This is a genomic window from Kitasatospora sp. NPDC101108 (assembly GCF_055584725.1).
Window position 1 is genome coordinate 354,915 of sequence record NZ_JBVJLM010000005.1, and the last position, 25,467, is coordinate 380,381.

Genomic DNA, 25,467 nt, shown 5'->3' on the forward strand with positions numbered 1-25,467 from the left:
ACGAAGACGTCGGAACTGCGCATTCCGGCATCGCTGTGCAAGCCCTTGACAGGTGGTTCGGGTGCTGGATTACTTGGCCTGGGCCGGCCCGGACCGAACGATCGGTTGGGCCCCCAGGATCGGCCGACCTGCGAAGGAGCGACGATGACCGGCAGCTCACCCGAACCGGGACGACGCCTGGGGGAGCCGATTCCACCCGCACTGCTGGACGCCGGCGAGCGGATGGGCGTGGACGAACTCCGGGCCCACCAGCTCGACCGCCTCCGGGCCACCCTGCGGCACGCCTACGACAACGTCGAGCTCTACCGCCGCAAGTTCGACGCCGCCGGGGTGCGCCCCGAGGACTGCCGCACCCTGGACGACCTCGCCCGGTTCCCCTTCACCACCAAGGCCGACCTGCGCGAGGGCTATCCCTTCGGCATGTTCGCCGTCCCGATGGAGCGGGTCCGCCGGATCCACGCCTCCAGCGGCACCACCGGGCGCCCGACCGTGGTCGGCTACACCGAGAACGACCTGGCGATGTGGGCCGACGTGGTCGCCCGCTCGATCCGCGCGGCCGGTGGCCGCCCCGGCCACAAGGTGCACATCGCGTACGGCTACGGGCTGTTCACCGGCGGTCTGGGTGCCCACTACGGCGCCGAACGGGCCGGTTGCACCGTCATCCCGGCCTCCGGCGGCATGACCGCCCGCCAGGTCCAGCTGATCCAGGACTTCCGCCCCGAGATCATCATGGTCACCCCCTCCTACCTGCTCACCCTGCTGGACGAGTTCGAGAAGCAGGGCCTCGACCCGCGCGCCAGCTCGCTGAAGGTGGGCATCTTCGGCGCCGAGCCCTGGACCGAGGAGATGCGGCGCGAGATCGAGGAGCGGCTCGACCTGCACGCCGTCGACATCTACGGCCTCTCGGAGGTGGTCGGCCCCGGCATCGCCCAGGAGTGCGTGGAGACCAAGGACGGGCTGCACATCTGGGAGGACCACTTCTACCCCGAGGTCGTGGACCCGCTGGGCGACCAGCTGGGGCCCGACCTGGTGATGCCCGGGGGCGAGGTCGGCGAGCTGGTCTTCACCTCGCTCACCAAGGAGGCGCTGCCGGTCATCCGCTACCGCACCCGCGACCTCAGCCGGCTGCTGCCCGGCACCGCGCGGCCGGCCTTCCGGCGGATGGAGAAGGTCACCGGGCGCTGCGACGACATGATCATCCTGCGCGGGGTGAACCTCTTCCCGACCCAGATCGAGGAGATCCTGCTGCGCACCCCGGGCGTCGCCCCGCACTTCCAGCTGCGGCTGACCAGGCAGGGGCGGATGGACCACCTGACGGTGCGGGTGGAGGCCCGTCCGGAGGCGCCCGCCGAACTGCGGGCGGCGGCGCGGGAGTCGATCGTCCGGGCGGTGAAGGACGGTGTCGGCGTGACGGTCGCGGCCGAGGTGGTGGACCCGTACACGCTGGAGCGCTCGGTCGGGAAGATCAAGCGGGTGGTGGACGAGCGGAAGTAGCGGAGAAGAGGTCGGAGGCGCACGGCTGTCCGGGGGGTGATGCCGTGCGCCTCCGACGTCTACAGAAATGTAGACGGTCAGTGGGTGATGAGTCCAGCCGTCCGACGGCGCGTCCGCGCGGACAGGGCCAGGGCGACCGCCATCAGCACGGCCAGGGCCAGGCTGACCGGGCCGGTGCCCAGGCCGATGCCGCCGCGGTCGGCGCCGACGCCCAGCCAGTCCGCGAACGAGGCGCCCAGCGGACGGGTCAGCACGTACGCCCACCAGAACCCGGCCACCGGGCCCACCCAGCGGGCCCGCGCCGCCACCGCCGGAACGGCGATCAGCACCGCGAAGCCCAGGCCGGCCACCAGGTAGCCGAGGTGGAGCGTGGCCGCCGTCAGGTCGCCCAGCGCGGTGCCCAGGGCGAAGGTCAGCAGCACCGCCGCCCAGTAGAACAGCTCCCGGCGCAGCCCGGTCACCCGGTCGATCGCCAGCGAGCCCTCCACCAGGTGCCAGAGCAGGAACAGCGCCGCCAGCGCCGCCGCCAGCGCGCCGGCCGACAACGCGTACGGGACGCCGAGCGCGACGTGCGCCACGTCGGCGACCATCGTGCCGAACACGCTCACCAGCACGACCACCGCCCAGTACAGCCCGGGCACGCAGCGGCGGGTGCGCAGCTGCACCAGCAGGGTGACGGCCAGCAGCAGTCCGGCGGCGCCCACCGCCAGCACCGGGTCGAAGGTCTTGGCGAGGAAGTCCGAGAGGGTCTCGCCCATGCCGGTGGTCAGCACCTTCACCACCCAGAACCAGCCGTCCACCACGGGGACCTTGCTGGTGGCCCGGACGTCACCGCGAGCGGCTGGACCGGGGGTGGCGGGGCCGGGCGCGGTCGGCGCGTACGAGTGGGCCACCTCAGCCCTCCGAGCCGTCGACGACGGTGTTGGAGGTGAGCTGGCCGTCGGTGCCGTCCACCGTCACCAGGTGGCGCACGCCGTCCTGGCCGACGACCGTCACGGCCCAGGCCGCGCCGCCGCCCTGCGCGGTGACCCGGTGCAGCGACTCGGCGCGGCCGCCGGGAACGGCGGCCTGGGCCTTGTCCAGGGCGGCGGAGGCGCCGAGGGAGGGCAGCGGAGCGGGCGCCTCGCCGTGGCCGTGCCCGCGCTTCCCGTGCCCGTTACCGGTCCCGCGCTCGTTCCCGTACTCGTTCCCGTACTCGTGCCCGTTCCCGTACTCGTGCCCGTTCCCGTCCTCGGACCGGGCCGACGCCTCGCGGTGCCCGTGCCCGCGCTCCCCGTGCCCCTCGTGCGCCGCCGCCGCGACAGCGAGCCCGCCCCCGGCGAGCAGCGCGACCGCCGCCACCGACGCGGCTATCCGGCGCTCCCGCCCGCTCGTCCAGGCGCGCAGGCGCTCCGCGCGCCGACGGCGGGGCGCGAGCGGCGGCACCTCGGGGATCTCCGGCTCCATCCCGGGCTGCGGGGTGGTGGACGACAGGGGTTCGGTCATCGGGGGCACTCCTTGCCTCGTGCGGCTGCTGCGCTCAGCGTCCGGCCCGGTACCGCCCGGGCCGCGCCCGGCGATCATGGCGGACCGTACCTGAACCTGCGCTTAAGGCGGGTCGGGAGCTCTCAGCAGCACCTGGCACCCTGAACGGATGCACATACTCGTCGTGGAGGACGAACACCGGATGGCCACCGCGCTGCGGCGCGGACTGGAGGCCGACGGACACACCGTCGACACCGCCCACAACGGCCCCGAGGGCCTCGCCCTCGCCGAGCGCCACCCCTACGACGTGATCGTCCTCGACATCATGCTGCCCGGCCTCAACGGCTACCGGGTCTGCGCCCGGCTGCGCGCGGGCGGCTGCCGGGCCGGAATCCTGATGCTCACCGCCAAGGACGGCGAGTGGGACGAGGCCGAGGCCCTGGACACCGGCGCCGACGACTACCTCTCCAAGCCCTTCTCCTTCGTCGTGCTGCTCGCCCGGCTGCGCGCCCTGCACCGGCGGATCGACCGGCAGCGCCCCCGGCTGCACACCCTCGGCGACCTGGTGCTGGACGCCAACGCCCGCACCTGCACCCGGGCCGGCACCCCCACCCATCTGACCGCCCGCGAGTTCGCCATCCTGGAGCACCTGGCCGCCCGGGCCGGGACGGTGGTCTCCAAGCGCGAGATCCTCGACCACGTGTGGGACGCCGACCACGACGCCGACCCGAGCGTCGTCGAGGTGCACGTCCACGCCCTGCGCCGCAAGATCGACGCGCCCTTCGGCCGGGCCGCCCTGCAGACCATGCGCGGCGCCGGCTACCGGCTCGACCCGGCCGGCGGCTGAGATGCCCGGAACTCGTCAACTCCCCGACGCGCTCAGCAGGTTCGTCCCCCGTACGGTACGGGCCCGGGCCACCGCGGCCGCCGGTACCGTGCTGGCCGCCGCGCTCGCCCTGGCCGGGGCCGGACTGCTCGCCGCCGTGCACGCCGACCTGGTCGCCTCGGCCGCCTCGGCGACCCGCCAGCAGGCCGAATCGGTGGCCCAACTCGCCGTCCAGGGACGGCTGACGCCCGTCCTGCACCCCGCCCACGGCACCGACTTCCTCCAGGTCGTCGACGCCCGCGGCACCGTCCTCGCCGCCAGCCCCAACCTGGCCGGCCGCCCCGCCCTGGCCACCGCGCGGCGCACCGGCTCGCACACCACCGACGACGTCGACCCGCTGTACGAACACCACCGCCAGCGGATCGCCGCCGTCACCGCCGACACCGCCGACGGGCCGGTCACCGTCTACGCGGGCGCCTCGCTGCGGGCCGCCGACGAGGCCATGGACATCACCCAGGCCGGGCTGGCCGTCGCCTGCCCGCTGCTGCTGCTCACCGGGGTGGTGGTCACCTGGAAGGTCACCGGGCAGGCGCTGCGCCCGGTGGAGGCGATCCGCGCCGAGGTCGACGCCATCACCGGGCAGGACCTGCACCGCCGCGTCCCCGAACCCGGTACGGCCGACGAGATCGCCCGGCTCGCCGCGACCATGAACGCGATGCTCGACCGGCTGGAGGCCTCCGGCCGCCGGCAGCGGCAGTTCATCGCCGACGCCTCGCACGAACTCCGCAGCCCCCTCGCGGTGTTGCGCACCCAGCTGGAGGTCGCCGACACCCACCCGGACCCGGACGTCCGCGCCGAACTGGTGCACGGCGCCCTGGAGGACACCGACCGGCTGCAGAACCTGGCCACCGACCTGCTGCTGCTCGCCCGGCTGGACGCCGGCGGCACCGACGACCGCCCCCGCCAGCGGATCGACCTCACCGACCTGGTCGCCACCACCGTCCTCGCCCGCCCGTCCGGCCCGCACCGCCGCACCACCGACCTGGCCCCCGGGGTCGCCGTCGACGGCATCCCGCTCTGGCTCGGCCGGCTGCTCACCAACCTGCTCGACAACGCCGAACGCCACGCGGCCACCACCGTGCACGTGCGCCTGGGCACCGACCCGGCGCGCGGCCTCGCCCTGCTGGACGTCGAGGACGACGGCCCCGGCATCCCGCCCGCCGACCGCGAGCGGGTCTTCGAACGCTTCACCCGCCTGGACGACGCCCGCTCCCGTGACCACGGCGGCACCGGCCTGGGTCTGTCGATCGCCCGCGACATCGCCCGCCACCACCACGGCACCCTCACCGTCACCCCGACCGCGACCGGCGCCCGGCTCACCGCGGCGATCCCGCTGGCGGAGGACGACTGAGGGGTGCCGGGGACCCGTTCGGAGCCCTGCGGGACCCGTTCGGAGCCCCGGGGGACCCGTTCGGCGCAGCCGGGATCGTGGTGGCGCCCGATGCTTCCCAGACTCGGAGGACGAGGGGGTGGACTCGACCGGAGAGGCATCCTTCATGAGCATCGGGCTTCGTCGCATCCTCGCGGTGACCGCAGTGGTCTCCCTCGGCCTGGGCGCCGCCTCCTGCGGCAGCGCCAAGCAGGCCTCCTCCGGCGGCGGTTCCCCGGGCTCCCCCGCCGCGAGCGGCACCGGCGGGGGTGCCGCGCTGGGAGCCGTACGGATCGGCCTGCTGCTGCCCGAGACCAAGACCACCCGCTACGAGCAGTTCGACCGCCCGCTGATCGAGCAGAAGATCAGGGAGCTGGCACCGCAGGCGCAGATCGACTACTACAACGCCAACCAGGACGCGACCCTCCAGCAGACCCAGGTCGACACCGCGCTCACCAAGGGCGACAAAGTGCTGATCCTGGACGCGGTGGACTCCAAGTCGATCCAGTCCTCCGTCCAGAAGGCCCACGACGCGGGCGTCAAGGTGCTCGCCTACGACCGGCTCGCCCAGGGCCCGGCCGACGCGTACGTGTCCTTCGACAACCACAAGGTCGGCGAACTGCAGGGCCGGGCGCTGGTCGACGCGGTGGGCGGCAAGGCGAACGCGGGCGAGATCTTCATGATCAACGGATCGCCCACCGACCCCAACGCGGCCGACTTCAAAGCCGGCGCGCACAGCGCGATCGACGGCAAGCTGAAGGTCGGCAAGGAGTTCGACACCCCCCAGTGGGACCCGAACACCGCCAACCAGGAGGCCGCCGCCGCGATCACCGCGATCGGTGCGGCCAACGTGGTCGGCGCCTACTCGGCCAACGACGGCATGGCCGCCGGTGTCGCCACCGCGCTCAAGGCGAGCGGCCTGAGCGTCCCGCTCACCGGCCAGGACGCCCAGCTCGACGGCATCCAGCGGATCGTGGCCGGCACCCAGACCATGACGATCTACAAGCCGTTCAAGCCGGAGGCCGAGGCGGCCGGCGAGATCGCGGTCGCCCTCGCCTCGGGCAAGCCGCTGGACTCCAAGCTCGTGCCCACCACGGTGACCAACGGCAGCGGCCACAAGGTGCCGGCCAACCTGATCACCCCGATCGTCGTCAACAAGGACAACATCAAGACGACCGTGGTCCAGGACGGCCTGTACACCGTCGCCCAGATCTGCACGCCGGACTTCGCCGCCGACTGCAAGAACATCGGCCTCCAGTAGGCCGACGCCGAGCGTAGTCCACCAGCAGGTCCGGGCAAGGGAGTTGGTCACTGTGGCAGGTGAGACCGTACTGGCCCTGCGCGGGGTCTCCAAACGGTTCGGCGCCGTCCAGGCGCTCACCGACATCGAACTGGAGGTGCACAGCGGCGAGGTGCTGGCACTGGTCGGCGACAACGGCGCGGGCAAGTCCACCCTGGTCAAGTCGATCGCCGGGGTGCACCAGCCCGACGAGGGCGCCATCGAGTGGCAGGGCAGGCCGGTGAGCATCCACCGGCCGCAGGACGCCCAGCAGTTGGGCATCGCGACCGTCTACCAGGACCTCGCGTTGTGCGACAACCTCGACGTGGTCGGGAACCTCTTCCTCGGCCGCGAGATCCGCCGCTTCGGCATCCTCGACGAGGTCGCGATGGAGAAGCGCTCCCGAGCGCTGCTGGACACCCTCTCCATCCGCATCCCCAGCGTGCGCATCCCGGTCGCCTCCCTCTCCGGCGGCCAGCGCCAGGTGGTGGCGATCGCCCGCGCCCTGATCGGCTCGCCCAAGGTCGTGATGCTGGACGAGCCGACCGCCGCGCTCGGGGTCGAGCAGACCGCCCAGGTGCTCGACCTGGTCGAGCGGCTGCGCGAGCAGGACCACGGCGTGATCCTGATCAGCCACAACATGGCGGACGTGATGGCCGTCGCGGACACCGTCGCGGTGCTGCGCCTCGGTCGCAACAACGGCGTCTTCGACAAGCGCCGCACCAACCAGGAAGAGATCATCTCGGCCATCACCGGCGCCACGGACAACGCCGTGACCCGCCGCAGGGCCCGTGGCCAGGAGGGTTCCCAGTGAGCGAGTACCAGCCCGGCACTCCCGGCGGCGAACCCGAGCGCCACCGCCCGCTGCCCGAGGACAGCATGCCCACCGGCGGCGTCAACGCGCCCGTCCCGGTGGCCCCGGAGGCCACCCCCGCGGTGGACCCCCGGCTGATCGTCCGCCAGGAGGGCGTCAAGGGCTATCTGGCCGAGTTCCGCCGCCGGATGAGCAGCGGCGAACTGGGCTCGCTGCCCGTGGTGCTGGCCCTGATCGTCATCTGGGCGGTGTTCGGCAGCCTCAACAGCAGCTTCCTGTCCGCCCAGAACCTCTCCAACCTGTCCCAGCAGATCGTCGGCACCGGCATGATCGCGATCGGCGTGGTGTTCGTGCTGCTGCTCGGCGAGATCGACCTCTCGGTCGGCTCGGTCAGCGGCCTGTGCGCGGCGATCTTCGCCGTGCTCAACGTGTCCAACGGCGTCAACCAGTGGGTCGCGTTGATCACCGCGATCGCCGGCGGCGCCATCGTCGGTGCGATCCAGGGCATCTTCTTCGCCAAGGTCGGCGTCCCGGCCTTCGTGGTCACCCTGGCGGGCAACCTCGGCTGGAACGGCCTGATGCTCCAGGTGCTCGGCGCCACCGGCACCGTCAACCTCTCGGGCAAGGACATCGTCTCCAGGCTCTACAGCACCATCTACGGCCAGCAGATCGCCGCCTACGGCACGGCGGCGGTCGGCGTCGCGCTGTTCCTGTTCGCCTCGCTGGTCGACGCCCGCCGACGGCAGGTCGCGGGCGTGCCGTCCCGGCCGGTCACCGACATCGTGCTGCGCACCGTCCTGCTGGCGATCATCGCCTTCCTGGCCGCGTACGTCCTCAACCAGTACAAGGGGCTGCCGCTGGCCCTGCTGGTCTTCCTGATCTTCATCGTGGTGCTGGACTTCGTGCTGCGCCGCACCTCCTACGGCCGCCAGGTGTTCGCGCTCGGCGGCAACATCGAGGGCGCCCGCCGGGCCGGCATCAACGTGGCCTGGATCCGGATCAGCGTCTTCACCATCTGCTCCACCATGGCCGCGATCGGCGGCCTGTTCCTGGCCGCGCAGATCCAGTCCGCCAGTCAGACCTCCGGCGGCGGCAACCTGCTGATGAACGCCATCGCGGCGGCGGTCATCGGCGGCACCAGCCTGTTCGGCGGGCGCGGCACGACCTGGTCGGCGCTGCTCGGCGCGCTGGTGATCGGCTCGATCCAGTCCGGGATGAACATCCAGGGCCTGAGCAACGCCATCCAGTTCATGATCACGGGTGCGGTGCTGCTGGCGGCCGTCGTGGTCGACTCGCTGGCCCGGCGCACCCAGCGGGCGGCCGGACGGGCCTGAGCGGTGGCCCGCAAGGCCCTATGCTGCGGGGCATGCCGAGTGAGCTGCGAACTCTTGAGGTCGACGCCGACCCCGCCTTCATCCGGCGGGAGACGGAGCTGACGCCCGTTCCCTTCGTGCCCGAGATCCGCCTGCACATGGCCCAGGACGCCATCGCGCTGTGGGAGACCACCGAGCGCGAGCGCGGCCGGGACGGACTGCCGCCGCCGTTCTGGGCGTTCGCCTGGGCCGGCGGGGTGGCGGTGGCGCGCTACGTGCTGGACCACCCCGAACTGGTCGACGGGCGCGCGGTGCTGGACGTCGCCGCCGGGTCCGGACTGGTCGGGGTGGCGGCCGCGCTGAGCGGGGCCAGAGAGGTGCGCGCCGCCGAGATCGACGCCTACGCGGTGGCCGCGATCGAGCTGAACGCCGAGGTCAACGGCGTAGGGGTGGCGGGCGCGCTGGTCGACCTGGTGGACGGGGACGGCGCCCCCGCCGAGGTGGTGCTCGCCGGGGACGTCTTCTACGAACGGGCCATGGCCGCCCGCTTCCTGCCCTTCCTGGAACGGGCCGCCGCCCGTGGCGCCACCGTGATCGTCGGCGATCCGGGCCGGGCCTATCTGCCCCGCGAGCGGTTCACCGCCGTGGCCGCCTACCAGGTGCCGGTGGTGGCGGACCTGGAGGACACCTCGGTCAAGACCACCACCGTGTGGCGCCTCGGCTGACCCGCTCCTGCCGTCCTCGGCCCGGAACGGCACACAAGGCCGCCTGAGGGTGTTCCGTCCGGACGGCCGCCGAGCGCTGGCGGCCGTCCGGAGGGCGTGGTCCGCTGGGCCCGATGCGTGTGCGAACGGTTGCGTTCGGTCACGACGTCGACACCCGCCCACCCGACAGGGGACCACCATGACCATGACCGAGAACGACCTCAGGCTCACCTCCAGCGAGGCCGCCGCCGACGTGCTGGCCGGCCTGGACGACTTCGAGCAGGCACTCGCCTTCTACCACCAGCACCTGGCCCCGGACACCGCGATCAACCTGTCCGTCGCGGAGAACGTGCTGCTCTACCAGCAGTCCATGCAGGCGGAGGTCTTCAAGAAGATCGAGCTGCTGCCCGAGCGGAACATCCAGTACATGGCCTCGGCCGGCACCCCGCAGCTGCGCCAGCAGGTCGCGGACCTGCTCGGCCGGGCGTTCGGCCGCACCGTCTCCAAGGACGACGTCTTCGGATGCGCCGGGGTCTCCTCCGCGCTGGAGTGCATCGCCTTCGGGCTGATGCGCAGGGGCGCGGGCACGCCGGCCCTCAGGCCGAAGGACGAGGTGCTGATCCCGGCGCCGTACTGGCAGGGCTTCAACTGGTCGTTCGAGGAGCGGCCCGAGCTGAAGTGCGTCCCGGTGAACCTGCCGACCAGCGGCAAGGACGCCTACCGGCTCACCCTGGACCTGGTCGTCCAGGCGTACGAGGCCCGGCAGAAGGCGGGCCACCGCCCGCGGATGCTCGTCCTGACCAACCCGCACAACCCGCTGGGCGTCAACTACGACCGTCAGCTGCTGGAGGAGATCTACGCCTGGGCGATGGCGTACACCGACATGCACATCATCTCCGACGAGATCTACTGCCACTCCCAACTCGACAGCTCCAGGACGCCGTTCACCAGCGCGGTGACCCTGGGGGCGTACTCGGGCTTCGCCGACCGGATCCACGTGGTGTGGGGCTTCGCCAAGGACTTCGGGCTGTCCGGCTTCCGCACCGGCTTCGTGGTCTCCAAGAACCCCGCCGTGCACCGGGCCATGCTGGGCAACAACGACCCGGCCGAGAAGACCCACCCGCTGCCCTGGTTCACCCCGTTCGACTCGCTGAAGACGTACGTCATCGGCGAGTTGCTCAGCGCCCGCCACAACGGCGAGCACTACACGACGTACGCCATGAAGCAGTACCCGAAGCTGCTCAGCGACAGCTTCCGCGAGGTCAGGGACGCGCTGGACGAAGCCGGCATCGAGTACGTCCACCGCGACGGCGAGAACTCGGCGATGTTCTTCTGGCTCGACCTCAGCGAGTACCTCGGCAAGCGCGTCGACCACGACCACGTCGAGCTGCCGGTCATCGGCCCGGACGGGCTCGACCCGGACGAGAAGTGGCTGTTCGACTACCTCGCCGCCAAGCCGACCGAGGTCAGCCTGCTGCCCGGCGGCGTGATGCACAACCCGGCCCCGGGCTTCTTCCGGCTCTGCTTCACCGCCCGCCCGGCCGACGAGGTGGTGGACGCGGTGCGGCGGATGGCCACCGCGCTCGGCAAGCTGACGTGAGCCGGGGCGTGCGGCCCCCGGAGCCCGGAGTGGGTGTCCGGGGCCGCACGCCCGCTCTCCCGGCTCAGCCGCGCAGGCGGGCCAGCCAGGCCTCGACCTCCTCGGAACCGCGGGGGAGGTCGGCGGAGAGGTTCTCGTTGCCGTCCTCGGTGACCAGGATGTCGTCCTCGATCCGGACGCCGATGCCGCGGTACTCCTCGGGGACCGTCAGGTCGTTCTCCTGGAAGTACAGGCCGGGCTCGACGGTGAGCACCATGCCCGGCAGCAGCGTGCCGTCGACGTGCTCCTCGGTGCGGGAGTGGGCGCAGTCGTGGACGTCGATGCCGAGCATGTGGCCCGTCCCGGCCAGCGTGAAGCGACGGTGCAGGCCCAGCTCGTACACCTTGTCGGCGGTGAGGTCCCCGAACAGGCCCCAGGCGGTGAGGTGTTCGGCGAGCTCGCGCTGGGCGGCGCGGTGGAAGTCGCGGAAGTCCGCGCCCGGCCGGACGGCGGCGATGCCGGCCTCCTGGGCGGCGTGCACGGCGTCGTAGACCTTGCGCTGGACGTCGGTGAAGCGGCCGGAGACCGGCAGGGTGCGGGTCACGTCGGCGGTGTAGAGCTCGTTGGTCTCCACGCCGGCGTCGAGCAGCAGCAGGTCGCCGGGGCGGGCCTGGCCGTTGTTGCGCACCCAGTGCAGGGTGGTGGCGTGCGGACCGGCGGCGGCGATGGTGCTGTAGCCGACGTCGTTGCCCTCCAGCCGGGCCCGGACGAAGAAGGTGCCCTCGATCAGCCGCTCCGGCGTCGCGGCGTCCGTGCCGAGGACGCGCACCACGTCCTCGAAGCCGCGGGCGGTCGCCTGGCAGGCGAGGCGCAGCTGGGCGATCTCGAACTCGTCCTTCACCAGGCGCATTCCGGACAGGAAGACCTCGAACTCGGCGTCCCGCTCGGCGGTCGACCGGTCCCGGAGGGTCTCCTCCACCCCGGCGTCGTGCCCGCGCAGCACCCGGACCGGGGCGGTGGCCGCGGCCAGGTCGGCGCGCACGGTGCGGACGTCCCGGCAGGGCAGGCCGAACAGCCGCTCGCTCTCGGTCAGGCTGTTGCGGCGCCCGTCCCAGAGCTCGCCGTGGCCGTCCAGCCAGAACTCGCCGCTCTCGATGTCGGAGCGGTTGCGCAGGTAGAGCACGGACCGGTGGCCGGTGTCCCCGGTGGGCTCCAGGACCAGCACGGCGTCCTGGGACTGGTCGCCGGTCAGGTAGACGTAGTCGGAGGACGGGCGGAACGGGTAGTCGGTGTCGTTGGCCCGCACCTTGGGGTTGCCGGACGGGACCACCAGCAGTTCGCCCGGGTACGCGGCGGACAGCGCGGCCCGGCGGCGCTCGGTGTGGGCGGCCTGCGGGATCGGCTCCAGGGTGTGGCGCTCGGTGTCGGCCCAGCCGTGCTTCATGCTCTCGGCGAGTTCCTCGGTCACCCCGCGCGTGAGGCCGTTCTTGCGGTACTTGATGGGCTCGGTGGGCTGGGCGGGCTGGGCGAGCTCGGTCACAGCGGACACTCCAGAGGGGGATACGGCGCACCGTCGCGCCGACCTGCCGGGTACGTAACAAGCGTTGTGTACCGTATATCGAACGGAGCCCGAAGAGAAGGGGCCGGTGCCGACGCGGCCGGTGCCCAAGGGAGCGGCGCCGAGGGGGACGGCCGAGCCGCAGTCGGCCGGGAACGCCCGGTACGGGCGAGTGTTCAGGGCGGTGGGGGGGGGGGGTGGGCGCGGGGCCAAAGGGTCGGCGCGGCGGGCCGGGGGGGGGGGGGGGGGGGGGGGGGGGCGGGGGGCCGGGGGGGGGGCCGGGCGGGTGGGGGTGGTGTGTGGGGGGGGGGGGGGGGCGGGGGCGCCCCCCCCCCCCCCCCCGCGGCCGCTCGTCCCTCAGACGCCGTTGAGGGCGTAGTTGCGGAAGGTGGCGAGCAGGGGCAGGACTTCGGTCTTGCTGGGGTCCTCCGTGACGGCGCGCATGGCGTCGATGACGGTGTGGGCGATGATCCTGGTGACGGAGAGGTCGTCCGCCGCCGCGACCGTGCCCCAGGCCTTGAGGGTCTGGGTGAGCAGGGCGCTCATCCTCGCGCCGATGTTGGCGCTGACGGCGTCCGAGAGTTCGGCGATCTCCTCGTCGCTCATGCTGGACCGCAGGCCGAAGGCCAGCGCCATCAGGGTGTCCATCGCGTGCTCGCCGTACGCGGCGACCAGCGCCGGCAGCGGCCGCTCGTCGGCCCCGCCCGCCGCAAGGGCGGACAGGGCCTCGTCGTCGTCCTTCCACGCCGCCTCAAGGGCGGCCAAGGCCCGCAGGGCCTCGTCCACGGTCAGCCCGTCTGTCATACCCGGAACGGTATTGAGCCGGTACCGCACCCCGCACGGTTTGGGCGCCGGGATCACACCTTCGGGGGACGCGGGCCCGGTTCCGGACGGTGGACGTGTGCGAAGTGCTCCGCGTCCCAGGTGCCGCCGAGCTCGGGCGCCAGGGACGCGAGCGCGAGCGCCGCGAAGTCCTCGACGGCGCCCGCCCGTTCCGGCAGGGCGCCGAGCAGCGGGGCGCCGGCGGAGCGCGGCAGGTCGGCGAGGTTGCAGCGTTCGGCGAGGCCGGGGTCGGCCGGCCAGGAGCCGACCAGGACGCCGGCGAGCGGGAGTTCGCGGGCCGCCAGGGCCTCCGCCGTGAGCGAGACGATGTTCAGGGTGCCGAGCCCGGCGGAGGCGATCAGCAGCACCTCGGCCGGAAGGCCGGCATCGAGGACGGCCCGGGCCTGGTCGGCGAGCGTACGGCCCTGGTCGTCGTAGCGGACCAGCAGTCCGCCCGCGCCCTCGACCAGGACCAGGTCGTGGGTGGCGGCGAGGTCGGCGACGGCCGTGACCACCTCGGCGGGGGAGAGGCAGGGCAGTCCCGACCGCCGCGCGGCGGTGTCGGGCGCCAGCGGTTCGGGGTAGCGGGCGAGCTCACATACCGTCAGTTCACCGGCCAGCCGCGCCACTTCGGCCGCATCGCCCGGCTCACCCGGAGCGACCCCGGTCTGCCCGGGCTTGAGCACGGCGACCTTCCGCCCGGCCCGGAGCGCCGCCGAGGCGACGGCCGCCGTGGCGACGGTCTTGCCGACGTCCGTGTTGGTGCCCGTCACGAACAGGATGCGCGCGCTCATCCCGCCACCGCCGCGGCGGTCACGGCGGCAGCGATCCGTGCCACGTCCTCGTCCTCCGTCACGTAGGGGGGCATGGTGTAGACGAGGTCCCGGAACGGGCGCAGCCAGACGCCCTCGCGGGCCGCCGCCGCGGTCGCCGCCGGGACGTCCACCGGGTGGTCCAACTGCACCACGCCGATGGCGCCCCGGACCCGGACGTCGCGGACGCCCGGCACGTCCGAGGCCGCGGCCAGGCCCTCGGCCAGCCCGGTCTCGATGCGCTTGACCTGCACCGCCCAGTCCTGCCCGAGCAGCAGGTCCAGCGAGGCGTTGGCGGCCGCGCAGGCCAGCGGGTTGCCCATGAAGGTCGGCCCGTGGGCCAGTACGGGCATCTCCCCGCGGCTGATCCCGTCGGCGATCTCGCCGGTGCACAGGGCGGCGGCGAGCGTCAGGTACCCGCCGGTGAGGGCCTTGCCCAGGCACATCACGTCGGGGGAGACGCCGGCGTGGTCGGCGGCGAACAGCGCGCCGCTGCGGCCGAAGCCGGTGGCGATCTCGTCGAAGACGAGCAACACCCCGTAGCGGTCGCAGAGTTCGCGCAGCATCCGCAGGTAGGCGGGGGAGTGGAACTGCATCCCGCCCGCGCCCTGGACCACCGGTTCGACGATGACGGCCGCCAGCTCGTCGGCATGACGCGCCATCAACTCCTCGAAGTGCGCCGCGTACTCGGGGTCGAGCGGGGCGTCGAAGCCGGACGGCGGCTGGGGCGCGAAGAGCTGCCCGGGCAGCACCCCGCCCCACAGGTGGTGCATCCCGCCGTCCGGGTCGCAGACCGACATCGGGTGGAAGGTGTCGCCGTGGTAGCCGCCGCGCCAGGTGAGGAGTCGGCGCTTCTCCGGCCGGCCGGTCGACTGCCAGTACTGCAGGCACATCTTCATGGCGACCTCGACCGCCACCGAGCCCGAGTCGGCGAGGAAGACGTGCTGCAGCGGCTCCGGGGTGATCTCGACCAGCCGGGCGGCCAGCCGGACGGCGGGCTCGTGGGTGAGCCCGCCGAACATCACATGGCTCATCCGCCCCAGCTGCTCGCGCACGGCCGCGTCCAGCACGGGGTGCCGGTAGCCGTGGATGGCCGCCCACCAGGACGACATCCCGTCGACCAGCTCACGCCGCCCGTCCTCGACGGGCTCCGCGAGGCGCAGCCGGACGCCCGAGGCGGACTCGACCACGTACGGGGTGACGGTGCCGGGCATCGGCCCGTACGGGTGCCAGACGTGCGCCCGGTCGAGGGCGAGCAGCGTGTCCGCGGACAGCTGGGGCATGGTGAGGTCTCTCCGAAGTGTTCCGACGGCGGGCGCCCAGGGTGCCGAAAGGTGCCCGAGGGCGCCGAAGGGTCAGGCGTTGGGGGCGAGTTCGGTGCCGGCGCCGCGACGGCGGACCTTGACCAGGTCGCTGCGCAGCTCGTCGTCCGTGCCCTCCTCGACCGGCTCGGGCTCCGGGTGGGAGTGCCCGCCGCACGGGCCGCAGCCGCCGCCGCTGCCGCAGGCCGAGGCAGCCGTCCCGCAGGAGCCGGCCGCGGCCGCCTCGGCGACGTCGGCGCGGTGGCGCGGCAGGGTGGCCTCGCCGGCGCCCTCGACCTCGAAGCCGGCGTCCTTGATCATGTCGAGGTCGGCCTGGCCGGCCTGGCCCTCGCTGGTCAGGTAGTCGCCCAGGAAGATCGAGTTGGCGATGTGCAGGCCGAGCGGCTGCATCGAGCGCAGGTGCACCTCGCGGCCGCCGGCGATCCGCACCTCGGTGTCGGGGTTGACGAAGCGGACCATCGCCAGGATGCGCAGGCAGCGCTGCGGGGTGAGGTTCCACTCCTTGGCGAGCGGGGTGCCCTCGAAGGGGATCAGGAAGTTGACCGGGACGGAGTCCGAGCCGAGCTCGCGCAGCGCGAACACCACGTCGACCAGGTCCTCGTCGGTCTCGCCCATGCCGGCGATCAGGCCGGAGCAGGCGGACAGGCCGGCACCGTGGGCCTTCTGCACGGTGTCGACCCGGTCCGCGTAGGTGTGGGTCTTGGTGATGGTCCCGTAGGTGTTCTCGGAGGTGTTGAGGTTGTGGTTGTACGCGTCGGCGCCGGCCGCCTTGAGCCGCTCCGCCTGGTTGTCGGACAGCAGGCCGAGGCAGACGCAGATCTCGACCTCGGGGTCGGCGTCCTTGATGGCGGCCATGGTGTCGGTGACCCGGTCGATGTCACGGTCCGTCGGGCCGCGGCCGCTGGCGACCAGGCAGACCCGCTTGGCGCCGCCGGCCACCCCGGCGCGGGCGGCGTCGGCGGCCTGCTCCGGCTTGAGCCAGGTGTACTTGAGGATCTCGGCCTTGGAGCCCAGCCGCTGCGAGCAGTAGGAGCAGTCCTCGGGGCAGAGCCCGCTCTTCAGGTTCACCAGGTAGTTGAGCTTGACCCGGCGGCCGAACCAGCGGCGGCGCACCTTGCCGGCCGCGGCGACCACGTCGAGCAGCTCGTCGTCGGTGGTGGCGAGGACGGCGAGGGCTTCCTCACGGGTCGGGACTTCGCCGCGCAGGCCCTTGGCGGTGAGGGTATCGAGCAGATCCATGGGGCCGATCCTGCCTGCTGGCGTCGGAATGGCGCCAGAGCAAACCCACCAGAAGATCTCCGGAAGGATGTGCCGATTGCCACAGTGTCGAAGCTCACGGCGTCGGCGCTGGTCACGCGCTTGACGGGGGCCCGGAGGCGAGGTTACCGGCGGGTAGGGCGAGGGCGTGCGGGGTGAAGATCGACAACCCCCCACCCAGTGACCCACGCCACCCGGGGGGTGCTTAGAATCTGCGCCATGACCACGCAGGGGGAGCGCACCCCGACTCCGGGAGAGGGCCAGGACGGCCGGGCAGGACGGCGGACCGGCGGGGACGCCGAGGGGATCTCAGCCGGGCGAGCCGCTGGGACGGCACGCAGGCGCGGCCCCCGGCTCACCCCCCGCCGGGCGGTCGGCTGGGTCGTCGTGGCCGGCGTGGTCGTGGCCGGCGGATGGGTCATCACCCGCCCGACGCCCGGCGACTACATACCCGGCCTGGGCCCGTCCAAGGCGGACTCCGCCCGTACGCCCCCGGTGGTGGGCGCCGCCCCGCCGACCACCGACCCCGAGGCCCTCAACGCCGACAACCTGTTCCCCGCCCAGCGGCCGGTCGAGGCCGTCGGCTACAAGGCCCGGCGCGGCGGCATCCGGCAGGGCGAGAAGTGCGACGAGGTGCTCCAGGACCGTACCCAGGAGCTGCTCAAGGACAGCGGCTGCCAGGCCTACCTGATCGTCAGCTTCACCGGCGTCGACCACCCGGTGCGCAGCAGCGTCACCCTGCTGCGCTTCGCCGATCAGGCCGCTGCCGCCAGGGCCGCCGACACCCTGCGCGGCAAGCCCGGCGCGGTCGCCTTCATCCTCGCCGACACCAACTTCGCGCCCGCCGCGTCCGCCGGGGCCAAGCCCGGCAGCGAGGCCCGGGTCGAGGTGGTCGGCCACTACGTGACCGTCACCAGCTCCCGCCCCGGCGACGCCCGCCCGACCGCCAGCGGCAGCGGCAGCCCGGGCACCCCCGGCACGACCGCGCCGACGTCGAGCTCCCCGGCCACCGGCAGCGGCGAACCCAACCTGGACGAGGCCACCCGCGCGCTGTCGTACGCGGCGGGGCAGCCGTTCGTCTGGATGTAGCCGAGGGGCGTGGCCGAACCGGCGTGGCCGCCGAGGGGCGTGGCCGAACCGGCGTGAGAAAGGAAGGGGCCCGGCGCGCGGTTCGCGCCGGGCCCCTTCCGCGAGCTCCCGCCCGGTCAGCCGCCGAGCCGGTCCACCGCCGTCACCCGCAGCACCGCCCGGCCCTCCTCGTCCGAGCCGTACAGGTCGACCTCGGCGCTGATGCCCCAGTCGTGGTCGCCCTCCGGGTCGTCGAAGATCTGCCGGACCTTCCAGGCGGAGTCCTCCTCCTCGATGATCAGCATCTTGGGGCCGCGCGCGTCCGGGCCGGTGCCCAGGTCGTCGTACTCGTCCCAGTAGCCGTCCATGGCGTCCGCCCAGCGGTCCGCGTCCCAGCCGTACTCGCCGTCCAGCTCGCCGAGTTCGTCCCAGTGCTCCAGTGCGCACAGCTCGACCCGGCGGAACATCTCGTTGCGCACCAGCACCCGGAAGGCCCGGGCGTTGGCGGTGACCGGGGCCGGCTTGTCGTCCAGGGTGACCTCGGCGGTGGCCGCCTCGGTCGGATTGGCCAGCTGCTCCCACTCGTCCAGCAGGCTGGAGTCGACCTGGCGGACCAGCTCGCCGAGCCAGGCGATGACGTCCTTGAGGTCGTCGGTCTTCACGTCCTCGGGGACGGTCTGCTCCAGCGCCTTGTACGCCCCGGCCAGGTAGCGCAGCACGATGCCCTCGGTGCGGGCCAGCTCGTAGAAGCCGACGTAGTCCGAGAAGGTCATCGCCCGCTCGTAGAGGTCACGGACCACCGACTTCGGCTGCAGCTGGTGGTCGCCGATCCACGGGTGCGCCCGGCGGTACACCTCGTACGCGTGGGTGAGCAGCTCCTCCAGCGGCTTCGGGTAGGTGATCTCCTGGAGCCGCTCCATCCGCTCCTCGTACTCGATGCCGTCCCGCTTCATCTCGCCGACGGCCTCGCCGCGCGCCTTGTTCTGCTGGGCGGCGAGGATCTGGCGCGGGTCGTCGAGGGTCGCCTCGACCACCGAGATCACGTCCATCGCGTACGAGGGCGAGGTCGGGTCGAGCAGCTCGAAGGAGGCCAGCGCGAAGGTGGACAGCGGCTGGTTGAGCGCGAAGTTCTCCTGGAGGTCCAGGGTCAGTCGGACGATCCGGCCCTCGGCGTCCGGCTCCGGCAGCCGCTCCACCACGCCGCCCTCCAGCAGCGAGCGGTAGATCGCGATCGCGGTGCGGATGTGCCGGCGCTGGGCCGCCTTGTCCTCGTGGTTGTCGGTCAGCAGCTTGCGCATCGCCTCGAAGGCGTTGCCCGGGCGGCCGATCACCGACAGCAGCATCGCGTGGCTCACCTTGAACCGGGAGACCAGCGGCTCGGGGTCGGCGGCGATCAGCTTGTCGAAGGTCTCCTCGGTCCAGCCGACGAAGCCCTCCGGCGCCTTCTTCCGCACCACCTTGCGCTTCTTCTTGGGGTCGTCCCCGGCCTTGGCGATCGCCTTGTCGTTCTCGATCACGTGCTCCGGCGCCTGGGCGACCACCTGGCCGACGGTGTCGAAGCCGGCCCGGCCAGCCCGCCCGGCGATCTGGTGGAACTCCCGGGCGCGCAGGATCCGCACGCGCTGTCCGTCGTACTTCGACAGGGCGGTGAACAGCACCGTGCGGATCGGCACGTTGACGCCGACGCCCAGCGTGTCGGTGCCGCAGATCACCTTCAACAGGCCCGCCTGGGCGAGGCGTTCGACCAGCCGGCGGTACTTCGGCAGCATGCCCGCGTGGTGCACGCCGATGCCGTGGCGGACGAAACGGGACAGGTTGCGGCCGAACTTGGTGGTGAAGCGGAAGCCGCCGATCAGATCGGCGATGGCCTCCTTCTCCGCCTTCGAGCACATGTTGATGCTCATCAGCGACTGCGCCCGCTCCACCGCCTCCTTCTGCGTGAAGTGCACGACGTAGACCGGCGCCTGGCCGGTCTGCAGCAGCTCCTCCAGGGTGTCGTGCATGGTGGTGCGGCGGTACTCGTAGAACAGCGGCACCGGGCGGGTCGCGTTGCGCACCACGGTGGTCGGGCGGCCGGTGCGCCGGGTCAGGTCCTCCTCGAAGCGGCGGACGTCGCCCAGCGTCGCCGACATCAGCAGGAACTGCGCCTGCGGCAGCTCCAGCAGCGGGATCTGCCAGGCCCAGCCGCGGTCCGGCTCGGCGTAGAAGTGGAACTCGTCCATCACCACCTGGCCGATGTCGGCCCGGGCGCCGTCCCGCAGCGCGATCTGGGCCAGCACCTCGGCGGTGCAGCAGATGATCGGCGCGGTCGGGTTGACGCTCGCGTCGCCGGTCATCATGCCGACCTGCTCGGTGCCGAACATCTTCACCAGGTCGAAGAACTTCTCCGACACCAGCGCCTTGATCGGCGCGGTGTAGAAGGTCCGCTGCCCCTCCGCCAGCGCCGCGAAGTGCGCGCCGGCCGCCACCAGGGACTTCCCCGACCCGGTCGGCGTCGCCAGGATCACGTTGTTCCCGGAGACCAGCTCGATCAACGCCTCCTCCTGCGCCGGGTACAGCGTGATCCCGCGCTCCTCCGCCCAGGCTGCGAACGTCTCGTACAGCGCGTCGGGGGTGGCGGGCTTCGGCATCAGATCAAGGAGGGTCACCCGGCTATCTTGCCTGCTCGCCGCCACCCCGGGCAAAGCCCGGGATCACGCGACGGGACTCGGGGCGGCGCTCGGACGCGCAGAAGAGCGGGACGGGCGGTTCAGCTCTTGAGGAGCTCCGGGACGGCGGGCGCAGTGGCGGGCAGCTGCACCTGGTTGCTGCACTTGTACTCCGTGGCGGCGACCCGCGCGATCTTCAGCGCGATGTCGGCGTACGCCTGGCGGACCTTGGCCGGCGAGGCGCCGTCCATCAGGTTGCCGCCGACGTCGATCCGGACGTAGGGCGTGGCCTTGCCGCCCGGGGGCGCCTGGAAGTCGCAGCGCACGTACAGCTGAACGCGCTGGCTCGTCTCGGTGGTGGCCAGTCCCGCCGCGCCGGGTCCGAAGTCCAGCGTGGCGACGGGGCGGCCCCCCGCGGAGGCCTTGGCGCGGTCGACGTCGATCCCGTCCAGGGCGGGGTCGACCTGCACGGAGAGGAAGGTGAGGCTGCTGACCTCCCCGTCCGGGAACCAGTCGAGGAAGCAGGTGTCGCTCCGGTTCGCCGGATCACCCGGTACCGCGGGCGTCCGGAGCCGCGCCGCGCCTTGCTGGGTCGCCTTTCCGTACTTCCCGGCAAGCGGCTTCAGGTCGTCCTTGGAGAGCGCTGACCAGCAGGCGCTCTGCGGGAGTTCCTGCGACCGCCACGGCTTCCAGACCCACAGTCCGCCGCCCGCGGCGACGGTCAGGGCGAGGACGCCCGCCAGCCAGGGCAGGGCCCGCCGCCACCGCGAGGGTGACGGCGGCGGGTCCTCGGGCGAGCGCGGAATGATATGAGCGGCGTCGAGCATGGTTCATCACACCTTCGAGGCCATCGTCGGGTCGTAGAGGTCGTGGCCGGCGGACCAGCCCTGGGTGATGGTCTGTTTGGCGCGCGTGGCCAGGTCGTCCACCCGGTTCTGGTCGAGTCCGGCGTCACGGCCCGCGTTCTCGACGGCATTGACGACCGCCTGCTGCGAGCCCTGGACCGTCGCGCCGGTGGTCTTGTGCGCCTCGTCCCGCCCCTGGTTGGTGGTGTCAACGTGGTAGCTGTCGGCGACCTGGGTCATGATGTTGCCGACCTCGTCGTTGATCATGCTGCCGACCTTGGGGATCTTGTCCACCAGGATGCCGCCGCTGCTGTCCCAGACCGTCTTGGCGATGTCCTTCTTCGAATCGATGGCGTCGTTGATCGCCTTGTCGGATATCGCGTGGTTCTGCTGGATCTCGTCCGACATGGCGTGGGTGATCAGTCCGGCGACCTGTCCGCCCGGCATGGTCACGTTCTCGATCGCCGTGGCCATGTCCGGGTGGAGCTCCGGGTGGAGCATGACCTGCTGGATCTGGGCCGACTGGTACGCCTGCTGCGCGGTGGCGATCGTGGCGTAGGCGTCCGTGTTCCGGCCGACCGTGGAGAGCAGCACGGCAGTGTTGTCGTGGTTGAGGAGGGCGGGGACGCCGTTCACGGACAGCCGCGCGTTCGGGCCGCCGCTGTTCGGGCCGGGCCCGTCGAGGGAGTTCTCGACGTCCCCGATGTGGTTGGCGACCATGTTGCCGATGCTGCTGTTGAGGTTGGCGAGCGGCCCGCCGCGCAGCATGTTCGGCCCGTCGCCGGTACCGAAGCGATCGACGACCTTCCCCATCACGTCGTTCATCTCCGCCGTGTGCGGCGGGTACTTGCCGGTGGTGTCGTCCCAGGCCCGGCCGGTGGTGGCGGCCTCCAGGGCGTGCCCGAGCGACGTGACGTGGTCCGGGTTGGGCTTGGTCTCCAGCGGGCGCAGTGGGTAACTGATGTCGTTGAGAAGGGAGTTCTCCTCACCGGTGGTGAACAGCTTGACGTAGTTGGTGTCGCCGCCGGTGCTCTTGACCGTGCCGTCCGGGTTGTACGTGGTCACCGGGTCGTGGAAGAACTTGGTGGCCGCGTCGGGGCTGTGGCCGAGGGCGTCCAGGACGCCGGACAGCGGGTTGAGGTTCGTGACGTTGCCGTCCTTGTCGACCTGCCCGATGAACTTCAGCTCGGTGAACGGGTAACTGTTCTTGTAGGCCACGGCCTGCCAGCGGCCCGGGTTCTCCTCGGTGAGCTGGGTGACGTGCTCGGCGATCGGGTCGAGGAAGTGCGGGTCGTACTTCCCGTTGCGCAGCACGTTGGCGAGAATCTGGTAGCCGTACGGGCTGTGCGCCGGGTCGGCACCCGGCGGGACGGGGATCTGCTTGGCGCCCGCGGCTCGCAGCTTGGTCTCCCAGTCGTCCGAGACGTGGAACGGCTGCTTGGTGTCGGTCGCGGTGGCCAGGGTGAGGCCGAGGTCCTTCTGGATGCCCTTGATGGCGGCGCTGCGGGCCGGGCTGTTGGCGTAGTCCCCGCTCTGCGCCATGGCACCGTACTTCGCCAGGAAGGTCGCCGGGTCCTGGCCGCCGTAGAAGCTGCTGGCGAACCGGGGGTCCTGGTGGTAGTGGTCCAGGATGTTCTGGAGGTTCTTGAGCTGCGCGTCGCTGGCCTTGTCGCCGAGGCCGAGGATGTAGGTGGCCATCTTGGCCTCCTCCTCGGGGATGCCGCCGGCCGGATTGGCGTTGAAGGCGGTGCCGTCACTGCCGGTGTCGTCGCCCAGGGCCCTGGCAGCGTCGACGTCGGCCTCGGTGGCGCGGTCGATCGCGTCGCCGATGGCCTTGGCCGCGGAGTCGGCCTTGGCCTTCCAGTTCTTGCCGTACTCCGGGTCGCGCTTGTCCTCCTGGGTCGTGGGCGCGGGCCAACTCACCGCGCCCTCGCTGTTGACGCTGAGGCCGGCCGTGGTGGCGTCGTGCACGGCATTGACGAGGTCCTGTTTGGCGGCCGTGATCTCGGTGTGGGCGTCCCGGAGGGTCTTGGCCAGCGCGGAGGCCTCCTCGAAGGCGGCGTGGATCTGGTCGCGGGCCCAGGTGAGCTTGGCGTTGGCGAGGCCGGCGGCGTCACCGTGCCAGCCGGACTGCGTGATGGTGCCGATGACCTCGTTCTGCATCCGCTGGGTGAGGTCCCACTTGCGGACCAGGGCCTCGAAGTCGCCCGCCGCCGAGTTGAGGCTGCTGAGGTCGACCTGCTGGAGCTGGCTGAATGTCACCATGATCGTGTTGCTTCCCCCCGCTTGTGCTGCGGCTAGCTCTTCGTGCCCTGTGCCTTGTCGAAGCCGGCGTGGATGTCGCTCTCGGTCTTGTCGTACGCCTGGGCGGTGGTCTGCAGGTTGGTGCCCATGTCGCCCACGGTGCCCTGCAGGGAGTCGACCTGACTCGACCACGTTCCCCAGGAGCCGGTGAGCGCGCCGCCGAGGGACCACCCCTTCAGTGCGCCGGCCGCGGCGGCGACGTGGTCGCCGGGCTGGCTGCATTCGGACTTGACGGAGTCCCGCAGCGCGAAGGCGTTCTGGGCAGCCTGCCGGAGCACCCCGGTGTTGACCGTCACGGCTGCGCCGCCGCCCGCCGGGTTCAGCGAGACCGGGGCGGCGTTGCTGCCGGCCAGGTCCGGGAACTGCTTCTTGGCCGCTTCGGTCAGATTGCCCTTGTCGTCGAAGAGCCAAGGATTCATTCGACGCTCGAATTCGAGGTCTGTCACGTGCTCGCCCCCAGGTGTAGATCGCCATGGAGCGTACCCGAAAGTATTGCCGGTTCGATGGAACGTATCGGCAGGATGATCGAAGGAATGGCAAGCGGGGAAATACTCGATGTCCCTTTGATTGACATCAGGTAAACACAAAGTGAATGGCGACAGGAAAGCCCTGCCCAGGCTGTGTGGAGTCGCACATTGCCGCCGTCTCGCGGGGCGTGCCAGAGTGCCGGGCATGACCCTCCCGCTCACCTCCGCACCGCACACCGCCGCCGGGCCCGCCCCGGCGCACGTCTTCGACTGGCTCGACGAGGCCGCCGCGTTGCGCGCCGACGCCGGGCTGACCCGTACGCTGCGCAGCCGGGCGGCGGAGGACCAGGTGCTGGACCTGGCGGGGAACGACTACCTGGGGCTCACCCGGCACCCGGCGGTGACCCGCGCCGCGGGGGAGGCGGCGCTGCGGTGGGGCGGTGGGGCGACGGGCTCGCGGCTGGTCACCGGCACGACCGCGCTGCACACCGAACTGGAGCAGGAGCTCGCCGAGTTCTGCGGGACGGAGGCCGCCCTGGTGTTCTCCTCCGGCTACACCGCCAACCTCGCCGCGCTCACCGCGCTGACCGATCCGGACACCCTGATCGTGTCCGACGCCTACAACCACGCCTCGCTGATCGACGGCTGCCGGCTCGCCCGGGCCGACGTCCACCGGGCCGCGCACAGCGACCCGGCGGCCGTCGCCGAGGCCCTCGCCGGGCGGACCCAGCGGCGGGCGCTGGTGGTCACCGACTCGGTGTTCTCGGTGGACGGCGACGCGGCGCCGCTGCCCGGGCTGTCCGAGGCCGCCCGGGCCCACGGGGCCGCACTGCTGGTGGACGACGCCCACGGACTGGGCGTGCTCGGCCCCGGCGGCCGCGGCGCCCTGGCCGCGGCCGGGCTCGCCGGGCAGCCGGACACCGTCGCCACCGTCACGCTGTCCAAATCGCTGGGTTCACAGGGCGGTGCCGTGCTCGGACCGCGCCGGGTGATCCGCCACCTCACCGAGACCGCCCGCACCTTCATCTTCGACACCGGCCTCGCCCCGGCCGCCGCCGGAGCCGCCCTGGCCGCCCTGCGCCTGCTGCGCGCCGAACCCCAGCGCGCCGACCGGGCCCGCGAGGTCGCCCGCACCCTCGCCGACCGCCTCACCGCCGCGGGCCTGCGGGCCTGCGAGCCGGACGCGGCCGTGGTCTCGGTCCGTGCGCCGGGCCCCGAGGCCGCCGTCGCCTGGGCCGCCGACTGCCGCCGCGCCGGCCTCGCCGTCGGCTGCTTCCGTCCCCCGTCCGTCCCGGACGGCGTCTCCCGGCTGCGCCTGACCGCCCGCGGGGACCTCACCGACGGCCAGATCGCGGACGCGGTCCGGATCATCGCCGACCTCGCCCCGGCGGGCGCGCGGGTGTAGGACCTGTCCGGATGATCGCGCGCGAAGCCGGACGACGACGGTTACGGCGGGGGTTGC

21 protein-coding genes are annotated in these 25,467 nt (G+C 72.3%); 10 read left to right on the forward strand and 11 right to left on the reverse strand.

Going from position 1 to position 25,467, the window contains the following annotated elements:
- Nucleotides 1–144 precede the first annotated feature (144 nt).
- Nucleotides 145–1,494 carry a phenylacetate--CoA ligase PaaK gene (gene paaK / locus ACZ6Z8_RS14480; RefSeq protein ID WP_465609571.1) on the forward strand — a complete coding sequence of 450 codons (1,350 nt, stop codon included), beginning with the start codon at nucleotides 145–147 and terminating at the stop codon, nucleotides 1,492–1,494.
- Between the two features lie 77 nt (nucleotides 1,495–1,571).
- Here the strand turns inward: paaK and ACZ6Z8_RS14485 are convergent, their stop codons facing one another.
- Together ACZ6Z8_RS14485 and ACZ6Z8_RS14490 are read right to left on the reverse strand one after the other, a co-directional pair.
- Nucleotides 1,572–2,387 (reverse strand): COG4705 family protein, encoded by an 816-nt coding sequence (locus tag ACZ6Z8_RS14485; RefSeq protein ID WP_465609573.1) that lies wholly within the window; start codon nucleotides 2,385–2,387, stop codon nucleotides 1,572–1,574.
- A 1-nt stretch (nucleotide 2,388) separates the two neighbouring features.
- Nucleotides 2,389–2,979, reverse strand: coding sequence for a hypothetical protein (locus ACZ6Z8_RS14490; protein WP_465609575.1), 591 nt, complete (start codon nucleotides 2,977–2,979; stop codon nucleotides 2,389–2,391).
- Between the two features lie 148 nt (nucleotides 2,980–3,127).
- Here ACZ6Z8_RS14490 and ACZ6Z8_RS14495 point away from each other — a divergent pair, with 148 nt between their 5' ends.
- The 7 genes from ACZ6Z8_RS14495 (at nucleotide 3,128) to ACZ6Z8_RS14525 (ending at nucleotide 10,923) form a co-directional block, all read left to right on the forward strand.
- Nucleotides 3,128–3,805, forward strand: coding sequence for a response regulator transcription factor (locus ACZ6Z8_RS14495; RefSeq protein ID WP_465609577.1), 678 nt, complete (start codon nucleotides 3,128–3,130; stop codon nucleotides 3,803–3,805).
- Nucleotide 3,806: 1 nt separating this feature from the next.
- Nucleotides 3,807–5,195: a sensor histidine kinase gene (locus ACZ6Z8_RS14500; protein WP_465609579.1), complete on the forward strand. Its 1,389-nt coding sequence runs from the start codon at nucleotides 3,807–3,809 to the stop codon at nucleotides 5,193–5,195.
- A gap of 145 nt (nucleotides 5,196–5,340) precedes the next feature.
- Nucleotides 5,341–6,474 (forward strand): sugar ABC transporter substrate-binding protein, encoded by a 1,134-nt coding sequence (locus ACZ6Z8_RS14505; RefSeq protein WP_465609581.1) that lies wholly within the window; start codon nucleotides 5,341–5,343, stop codon nucleotides 6,472–6,474.
- Between the two features lie 52 nt (nucleotides 6,475–6,526).
- Nucleotides 6,527–7,306 (forward strand): ATP-binding cassette domain-containing protein, encoded by a 780-nt coding sequence (locus tag ACZ6Z8_RS14510; protein ID WP_465609583.1) that lies wholly within the window; start codon nucleotides 6,527–6,529, stop codon nucleotides 7,304–7,306.
- A gap of 65 nt (nucleotides 7,307–7,371) precedes the next feature.
- The gene (locus ACZ6Z8_RS14515; protein ID WP_465609860.1) at nucleotides 7,372–8,640 is read left to right on the forward strand and encodes a sugar ABC transporter permease; all 1,269 of its coding nucleotides are present in this window, start codon (nucleotides 7,372–7,374) and stop codon (nucleotides 8,638–8,640) included.
- A 32-nt stretch (nucleotides 8,641–8,672) separates the two neighbouring features.
- Nucleotides 8,673–9,344, forward strand: coding sequence for a class I SAM-dependent methyltransferase (locus ACZ6Z8_RS14520; protein WP_465609585.1), 672 nt, complete (start codon nucleotides 8,673–8,675; stop codon nucleotides 9,342–9,344).
- Between the two features lie 178 nt (nucleotides 9,345–9,522).
- Nucleotides 9,523–10,923 (forward strand): pyridoxal phosphate-dependent aminotransferase, encoded by a 1,401-nt coding sequence (locus ACZ6Z8_RS14525; protein ID WP_465609587.1) that lies wholly within the window; start codon nucleotides 9,523–9,525, stop codon nucleotides 10,921–10,923.
- A gap of 64 nt (nucleotides 10,924–10,987) precedes the next feature.
- On the opposite strand, the gene ACZ6Z8_RS14530 is transcribed toward ACZ6Z8_RS14525, so the two are convergent.
- From ACZ6Z8_RS14530 to bioB, 5 genes are all read right to left on the reverse strand, one after another.
- Nucleotides 10,988–12,442 (reverse strand): aminopeptidase P family protein, encoded by a 1,455-nt coding sequence (locus tag ACZ6Z8_RS14530; RefSeq protein ID WP_465609589.1) that lies wholly within the window; start codon nucleotides 12,440–12,442, stop codon nucleotides 10,988–10,990.
- Between the two features lie 375 nt (nucleotides 12,443–12,817).
- A complete protein-coding gene (locus ACZ6Z8_RS14535) occupies nucleotides 12,818–13,264 on the reverse strand; it encodes a hypothetical protein (protein WP_465609591.1) in 447 nt (148 codons plus the stop codon).
- Nucleotides 13,265–13,317: 53 nt separating this feature from the next.
- A complete protein-coding gene (bioD, locus tag ACZ6Z8_RS14540) occupies nucleotides 13,318–14,076 on the reverse strand; it encodes a dethiobiotin synthase (RefSeq protein ID WP_465609592.1) in 759 nt (252 codons plus the stop codon).
- Entirely contained in the window at nucleotides 14,073–15,377 is a 1,305-nt protein-coding gene (locus tag ACZ6Z8_RS14545; protein WP_465609594.1) for an adenosylmethionine--8-amino-7-oxononanoate transaminase, read from the reverse strand. The genes bioD and ACZ6Z8_RS14545 overlap by 4 nt, the downstream gene beginning before the upstream one ends.
- Nucleotides 15,378–15,449: 72 nt before the next feature.
- Nucleotides 15,450–16,655 (reverse strand): biotin synthase BioB, encoded by a 1,206-nt coding sequence (gene bioB, locus ACZ6Z8_RS14550; RefSeq protein WP_465609596.1) that lies wholly within the window; start codon nucleotides 16,653–16,655, stop codon nucleotides 15,450–15,452.
- Between the two features lie 237 nt (nucleotides 16,656–16,892).
- On the opposite strand from bioB, the gene ACZ6Z8_RS14555 reads away from it, so the two are divergent.
- A complete protein-coding gene (locus ACZ6Z8_RS14555) occupies nucleotides 16,893–17,762 on the forward strand; it encodes a hypothetical protein (protein ID WP_465609598.1) in 870 nt (289 codons plus the stop codon).
- Nucleotides 17,763–17,878: 116 nt separating this feature from the next.
- Here the strand turns inward: ACZ6Z8_RS14555 and ACZ6Z8_RS14560 are convergent, their stop codons facing one another.
- The 4 genes from ACZ6Z8_RS14560 to ACZ6Z8_RS14575 form a co-directional block, all read right to left on the reverse strand.
- A complete protein-coding gene (locus ACZ6Z8_RS14560; protein ID WP_396482619.1) occupies nucleotides 17,879–20,371 on the reverse strand; it encodes a DEAD/DEAH box helicase in 2,493 nt (830 codons plus the stop codon).
- A 119-nt stretch (nucleotides 20,372–20,490) separates the two neighbouring features.
- Nucleotides 20,491–21,216 carry a hypothetical protein gene (locus ACZ6Z8_RS14565; protein ID WP_465609599.1) on the reverse strand — a complete coding sequence of 242 codons (726 nt, stop codon included), beginning with the start codon at nucleotides 21,214–21,216 and terminating at the stop codon, nucleotides 20,491–20,493.
- 6 nt (nucleotides 21,217–21,222) lie between these two features.
- Nucleotides 21,223–23,499, reverse strand: a complete 2,277-nt coding sequence (locus ACZ6Z8_RS14570) for a hypothetical protein (RefSeq protein WP_465609601.1) — start codon at nucleotides 23,497–23,499, stop codon at nucleotides 21,223–21,225.
- Nucleotides 23,500–23,531: 32 nt separating this feature from the next.
- Entirely contained in the window at nucleotides 23,532–23,957 is a 426-nt protein-coding gene (locus tag ACZ6Z8_RS14575) for a hypothetical protein (RefSeq protein WP_465609602.1), read from the reverse strand.
- Nucleotides 23,958–24,210: 253 nt separating this feature from the next.
- Here ACZ6Z8_RS14575 and ACZ6Z8_RS14580 point away from each other — a divergent pair, with 253 nt between their 5' ends.
- Nucleotides 24,211–25,410: an 8-amino-7-oxononanoate synthase gene (locus ACZ6Z8_RS14580; protein WP_465609604.1), complete on the forward strand. Its 1,200-nt coding sequence runs from the start codon at nucleotides 24,211–24,213 to the stop codon at nucleotides 25,408–25,410.
- Nucleotides 25,411–25,467 lie beyond the last annotated feature (57 nt).

Bases quoted from the DNA above. Each gene is read 5' to 3' on its own strand.
- paaK (WP_465609571.1), top strand. From the start codon at position 145: ATGACCGGCAGCTCACCCGAACCGGGACGACGCCTGGGGGAGCCGATT.
- ACZ6Z8_RS14490 (WP_465609575.1), bottom strand. From the start codon at position 2,979: ATGACCGAACCCCTGTCGTCCACCACCCCGCAGCCCGGGATGGAGCCG.
- ACZ6Z8_RS14495 (WP_465609577.1), top strand. From the start codon at position 3,128: ATGCACATACTCGTCGTGGAGGACGAACACCGGATGGCCACCGCGCTG.
- ACZ6Z8_RS14500 (WP_465609579.1), top strand. From the start codon at position 3,807: ATGCCCGGAACTCGTCAACTCCCCGACGCGCTCAGCAGGTTCGTCCCC.
- ACZ6Z8_RS14505 (WP_465609581.1), top strand. From the start codon at position 5,341: ATGAGCATCGGGCTTCGTCGCATCCTCGCGGTGACCGCAGTGGTCTCC.
- ACZ6Z8_RS14515 (WP_465609860.1), top strand. From the start codon at position 7,372: ATGCCCACCGGCGGCGTCAACGCGCCCGTCCCGGTGGCCCCGGAGGCC.
- ACZ6Z8_RS14520 (WP_465609585.1), top strand. From the start codon at position 8,673: ATGCCGAGTGAGCTGCGAACTCTTGAGGTCGACGCCGACCCCGCCTTC.
- ACZ6Z8_RS14525 (WP_465609587.1), top strand. From the start codon at position 9,523: ATGACCATGACCGAGAACGACCTCAGGCTCACCTCCAGCGAGGCCGCC.
- ACZ6Z8_RS14535 (WP_465609591.1), bottom strand. From the start codon at position 13,264: ATGACAGACGGGCTGACCGTGGACGAGGCCCTGCGGGCCTTGGCCGCC.
- bioD (WP_465609592.1), bottom strand. From the start codon at position 14,076: ATGAGCGCGCGCATCCTGTTCGTGACGGGCACCAACACGGACGTCGGC.
- ACZ6Z8_RS14545 (WP_465609594.1), bottom strand. From the start codon at position 15,377: ATGCCCCAGCTGTCCGCGGACACGCTGCTCGCCCTCGACCGGGCGCAC.
- bioB (WP_465609596.1), bottom strand. From the start codon at position 16,655: ATGGATCTGCTCGATACCCTCACCGCCAAGGGCCTGCGCGGCGAAGTC.
- ACZ6Z8_RS14555 (WP_465609598.1), top strand. From the start codon at position 16,893: ATGACCACGCAGGGGGAGCGCACCCCGACTCCGGGAGAGGGCCAGGAC.
- ACZ6Z8_RS14560 (WP_396482619.1), bottom strand. From the start codon at position 20,371: ATGCCGAAGCCCGCCACCCCCGACGCGCTGTACGAGACGTTCGCAGCC.
- ACZ6Z8_RS14565 (WP_465609599.1), bottom strand. From the start codon at position 21,216: ATGCTCGACGCCGCTCATATCATTCCGCGCTCGCCCGAGGACCCGCCG.
- ACZ6Z8_RS14570 (WP_465609601.1), bottom strand. From the start codon at position 23,499: ATGGTGACATTCAGCCAGCTCCAGCAGGTCGACCTCAGCAGCCTCAAC.
- ACZ6Z8_RS14575 (WP_465609602.1), bottom strand. From the start codon at position 23,957: ATGAATCCTTGGCTCTTCGACGACAAGGGCAATCTGACCGAAGCGGCC.
- ACZ6Z8_RS14580 (WP_465609604.1), top strand. From the start codon at position 24,211: ATGACCCTCCCGCTCACCTCCGCACCGCACACCGCCGCCGGGCCCGCC.